The organism is Nisaea nitritireducens, from assembly GCF_014904795.1.
GTDB lineage: Bacteria > Pseudomonadota > Alphaproteobacteria > Thalassobaculales > Thalassobaculaceae > Nisaea > Nisaea nitritireducens.
The window spans coordinates 1-5,326 of record NZ_JACZFS010000018.1; the positions used below are offsets into that span (position 1 = coordinate 1).

The following is a 5,326-nucleotide window of genomic DNA, read 5'->3' on the forward strand; positions in this document are numbered from 1 at the left end:
GCAGGATCACCCCGGACTGGGCAGAGAGGGTCACGATCACCGGCGCCATCAGTGAAGAGACGACGATGTAGTTCGCCGTTGTCGGCAAGCCGAGACCGAGTATCAGGCAGATGAAAGCTGTGAACAGCAACATCAGCATCAGGTTGCCGGCTGAGATGAACTCAACGAACTCGGTCATCTTCTGACCGAGCCCCGTCAGCGTCACGCCACCGACCACAATGCCCGCAACGGCAACGGCGACACCGATCGGCACCATGTTCCGGGCGCCGGAGACCAGACCGTCATAGAGTTCGCCCCGTCCCATGCCCAGCGCGGCCAGATCGATGCCCTCACCCCGGAAGAACGCCTTGCCGGCCTTATGGGTGAGCGCGACCACGAGCATGACGACCGAGGTCCAGAAAGCCGCGAGACCCGGAGAGAAACGCTCCACGATCAGGCACCAGACCAGCACGCCTATCGGCAACAGGAAATACAGACCGGACATCAGGGTCGGCCGCATTTCCGGACATTCGGTCATCTCCTCGAGATCTTCCGGGCGACCATCCTCATAGGCGGCCCCCAGCTTGAGCAGAAACGCGTAGGCGATCAGCAGAACGGCCGATGCAATATAGATCGTTGCATCCCCCAGAACGTCCTTCGTCCAGGCAAAGCCGAAATAGGTGATTGCCATCAGGACGAGGAAACCGACCAGTGCGGTCGCTGTGCTGAAAATCTTGGCGAGGATCGTGCGCCCCTTCGAGGAGCGCGGCAGGCCAACCATGCCGGCCTTCACCGCCTCAAGGTGAACGATATAGACCAGCGCGATATAGGAGATGATCGCCGGCAAAAAGGCGTGCTTCATGATCTCGACGAGATCGATGCCAACCCGCTCGATCATGATGAAGGCTGCGGCCCCCATGACAGGAGGCGTGAGCTGCCCGTTGGTCGAGGAAGCAACCTCCACGGCGCCTGCCTTCTCGGCCGGAAAACCGGTGCGTTTCATCAACGGAATGGTAAAGGCGCCCGTGGTCACAACGTTGGCGAGGGAGGAGCCGGATATCAGACCGGTCATGGCCGAAGAAACGACCGAAGCCTTGGCCGGACCACCCCGCATATGGCCGACCAGCGCGATAGAGAGCTTGGTCAGGTAAATGCCAGCGCCGGATTTGTCCATCAGGGCACCGAACAGCACGAACAGGAAGATGAAGGAGGTCGACACGCCGACACCGATACCGAACACGCCTTCCTGGGTGATCCAGAGGTGAGACATCGCCTTTTGGAAAGACGCACCTTTCCAGGCAATGATGTCCGGGCCGAACTGGCCGAAGAAGATATAGGCGAGGAAGACCAGCGCGACGGCCATCAGGGGCACGCCGAGGGAGCGCCGGGTAGCTTCCAGCAGCAGCACGAGACCGATACCGGCAGTCGTGATGTCCGCGGTGGTCGGAATGCCCATACGGCCGGCGAGTTCATCCGCCTCGACCACCAGATAAAGAATACAAACCGACGCGGCTATCGCGAACAGCCAGTCCGTAATCGGCACGCTGCGGCGCGGTGAGCTCTTCAGCGCCGGATAAGACAGAAAGGCCAGAACCACGGCGAAGCAAAGATGGATCGGCCGGGTCTGGGTGTTGTTCATCAAAGGGATAAAGTCGGCCAGCATGTACGGCAGCGGCGACGCGATCCAGAGCTGGAAAAGGGACCATGCCAATGCACCGAGCGCGATACCCAGCCCGACCATTCCCGGTACGTTGCGTGCGCCTGTATCGACGGCAGCGACCAGATCTTCAGCTGCCTGGCGCGCGGATTTCGACTCCGTCGTCTCGTTGCTCATATTGCCCCCTCTTCGCGCGCCCTCAGTTCAGGGCACGTCACCCTCAGTCAAACAGCCGCGCACAGACAGCGCGTTTTTCCCGGTTCACATGGCAAGCTCATTGGACAGAGCTGCCGATACTTGTTTCTTAGTCACGCAAAGCAAGAAGGGAGAGGCGAGCCTCTCCCTTCCAGCGGCTGAATTACATCCAGCCTTTTTCTTTGTAGTACTTCGCAGCACCGCCGTGGACCGGAGCGGACAGGCCGTCCTTCACCATTTCGGTTTCCTTCAGATGACCGAAGGCCGGATGCAGCTTCTTGAAATCGCCGAAGTTCTCGAAGACCGCTTTCACGACTTCATAGACCACATCGTCAGAGACGGAAGTCGAGCTGACGAAGGTCGCGCCGACACCGAATGTGTGCACGTCTTCCGGATTGCTGGAATACATGCCGCCCGGGATGGTGGCCTTGCGGTAATAGGAATTGTCGGCGACCAGCTTGTCGATGGCCGGACCGGTCACATCGACCAGCACGGCGTCACAGGAGGCAACGGATTCCTTTGTCAGAGCCGACGGGTGACCGACGAGCCAGAAATAGGCGTCGATCTTGTTGTCGCAGAGCGCCTGACCGGTTTCGGAGGACTTCAGCTCGGCGGCCAGTTTCAGATCGCCACGCGTCCAGCCGAGGGCCTCTTCCATCACTTCCCAGGTGCCACGGGTACCGGAGCCGGCATTGCCGATATTCACCCGCTTGCCCTTGAGGTCTGTGACGTTCTTGATGCCGCCATCGGCCCGCGCCAGAACCGTGACCGGCTCGGCATGGACGGAGAAGACAGCGCGCAGGTCCTTGAATGCACCGGCATCCTTGAACTTCGAAGTGCCGTGATAGGCGTGATACTGCCAATCGGACTGAGCAACGCCCATGTCCAGCTCACCGGCCCGGATGGTGTTGATGTTGTAGATCGAGCCACCGGTCGATTCGACCGAGCAGCGGATACCGTGGGCCTTGCGGCCTTTGTTAACCAGACGGCAGATAGCGCCACCGGTCGGGTAGTAGACCCCCGTCACACCGCCGGTACCGATGGTAATGAACTGCTGCTCGGCAGCGCTTGCGCCCTGCGTTGCTCCAACGAGCGCAGTGCCAGCCACCAGGGCTGCCGCAACGCCAAACGTGAAAGCCCGTTTCATGAAGCCTCCTCCAAGAGAATTCGTGGTTTAAACTTGCCTGCGTTCTACAGCTTCGTTTTGTCAGACAATTAGAGCCTGAACCGGATCCGGATATGCTCCCATGCATATCGCGCATCAAAGCCATTGGGTAGCAGGCGAACCTGAACAACTATGCCTCGCAAGAACGAGAAAGGTCAATCCGCCCTAACTCATTGAAATAATTAAAATTAATTAAATTATTTTGTATACAATAAAAAATTTAAGCGAACACGATTGAATGCTGCAGTGCGGTCATCGCCCCTGCCCGGAAATCTGTCCCTATCCGCCAAAGCAGTGTTTCTTTCAGCCCCCCTGACGGGACGCCAAAGCGGTTTCCACCGCCGCACCAAGCTTTTCAACAATCTCATCGACGTGACTGTCATCAATGATGAATGGCGGCGCCAGCAGAACATGATCACCGGTCCGGCCATCGATCGTACCGCCCATCGGGTAGCACATCAGGCCATTCGCCATGGCATTGGCTTTCACCTTTGCGTGGAGCTTCAGGTCAGGATCGAAGGACCGTTTGCTCGCCCTGTCCTCGACCAGCTCGACGCCGATGAAAAGGCCGCGGCCGCGAATATCGCCAACATGGGGATGATTGCCGAAGCGCTCCTCAAGAGCAGCCTTGAGCTTCTCGCCCATGATGCGGACTTTATCCAGAAGCCCGTCTTCCTCGATCACATGCTGGACTGCGAGTGCCCCGGCACAGGCGGCCGGATGGCCCATATAGGTGTGGCCATGCTGGAAGAAGCCGCTGCCGTCGCGGATTGCCTCGAAAACTTTCTTCGACACCAGGGTGGCCCCGATCGGCTGATACCCGGCGCCGAGCCCCTTGGCGATGGTCAGCAGATCCGGCGCAACGCCGTCCTCCTCGCAGGCAAAGAGGTAACCTGTCCGCCCCATGCCGCACATGACCTCGTCGAAGATCAGCAGGATACCGTGAGTATCGCAGATCTCGCGGATGCGCTTCAGGTAGCCGGGAACGGGCGGCACCGCGCCAAGGGTGGCACCGACCACCGGCTCGCAGACGAAGGCCGCGACGGTCTCGGGGCCATGCTCCTGGATGGCCGCCTCCAGCTCGTTCGCGACCCGCTCACCGTAGGCTTCCTCGCTCTCGTCATCCTGCCGGCCTCGATAGGCATAACAGGGCGAGACGTGGGTGATGTCGATCAGCAGCGGACGGAACTGCTCGCGGCGCCATTCGTTGCCGCCAACCGCCAGCGCGCCCAGTGTGTTGCCATGATAGCTCTGTTTGCGGGCAATGATCTTGTGCCGCTGCGGCTGGCCGATCTCCATGAAATACTGGCGGGCCATCTTCAGCGCCGCCTCGACCGCTTCTGAGCCGCCAGAGACGAAATAGACCCGGTCCAGATCGCCCGGCGCCCGCGCGATCAGATGATCGGCCAGACGCTCCATCGGTTCGTTCGAGAAGAAGCCGCTATGGGCAAACGGGATCTCGTCCAGCTGCGCCTTGATGGCGTCGATCACACGCTTCTCGCTGTGCCCCAGACAGGAGACCGCCGCACCGCCACTGGCATCGAGATAACTCTTCCCGGCTTTATCCGTGATGTAAACGCCTTCGCCGCTTGCCGCGACGGGATAGGAGGCGACCGCGCTGCGATGAAAGACGTGGTTCATGACGACACTTTCGGTTGGGGCGTTGCGTTGAATACTCTCAAACAGTGCTCCCGGATTCCGCCTCTGGTCAAGCCATCGGCTCAGAGCTCAGCGGCACTCTTCAGTGTCCAGCCGACAATCTTCTTCATCACGCTCCCGAGCGCCAGATCGAAGGATTTGACGATGCTTTCCATCCGGTTGTCCGGCGCCTCCCGAATGGATTCGAAAGAGTGCGATGCGACGATGACCCGCTGCGGGATTTTCACCAGCTTGCAGTTGATCCGGACCCTGATTTTCGGAACGGTCGCGCCCCCCAGATACTCTGCCTGGAACTCCCGCAACTCGGTCTGCAGCTCGTAATCGCTGCGCAGACCGACGCCACTGCGGCCGACCCCGATGATCTTCTCCGAATTCTCGAAGGACTCGACCAGCAGCCGGTACACCATGGATGGCGCGGTATCGACCCATTTCGCCCGGGCGAAATAATCCATCGTCAACTCGCCGCGCATGACCGCGATCTGGGAGGAGTTGAGACCCGCCGGCGCAAGCGGTGGCTCGACACCAAGCTGCCAGGACACTTTGGGAATATCGTCGGCGAACGTGCTTTTCGGCGATAGCCGATAGAGCTGCGATGGCGCCTGCGGTGTCGGTATCACCCCGCAGGCGGAAACAGCAGCAACCGGCAAGACCGTTCCGGCAAGCGCAAGCAG

The 5,326-nt window shown here is 60.0% G+C and carries 4 protein-coding genes; all 4 read right to left on the bottom strand.

Going from position 1 to position 5,326, the window contains the following annotated elements:
- On the bottom strand, positions 1-1,813 hold a 1,813-nt coding region (locus IG629_RS07420; protein ID WP_193171339.1), incomplete at its 3' end, for a TRAP transporter permease.
- A 181-nt stretch (positions 1,814-1,994) separates the two neighbouring features.
- A complete protein-coding gene (locus tag IG629_RS07425) occupies positions 1,995-2,978 on the bottom strand; it encodes a TAXI family TRAP transporter solute-binding subunit (RefSeq protein ID WP_193171340.1) in 984 nt (327 codons plus the stop codon).
- 321 nt (positions 2,979-3,299) lie between these two features.
- Complete coding sequence (locus tag IG629_RS07430) at positions 3,300-4,637, bottom strand: aspartate aminotransferase family protein (protein ID WP_193171341.1); 1,338 nt, start codon at positions 4,635-4,637, stop codon at positions 3,300-3,302.
- An 80-nt stretch (positions 4,638-4,717) separates the two neighbouring features.
- Positions 4,718-5,326, bottom strand: a 609-nt coding sequence (locus IG629_RS07435) for an ABC-type transport auxiliary lipoprotein family protein (RefSeq protein WP_193171342.1), incomplete at its 5' end; no start/stop codon positions are given.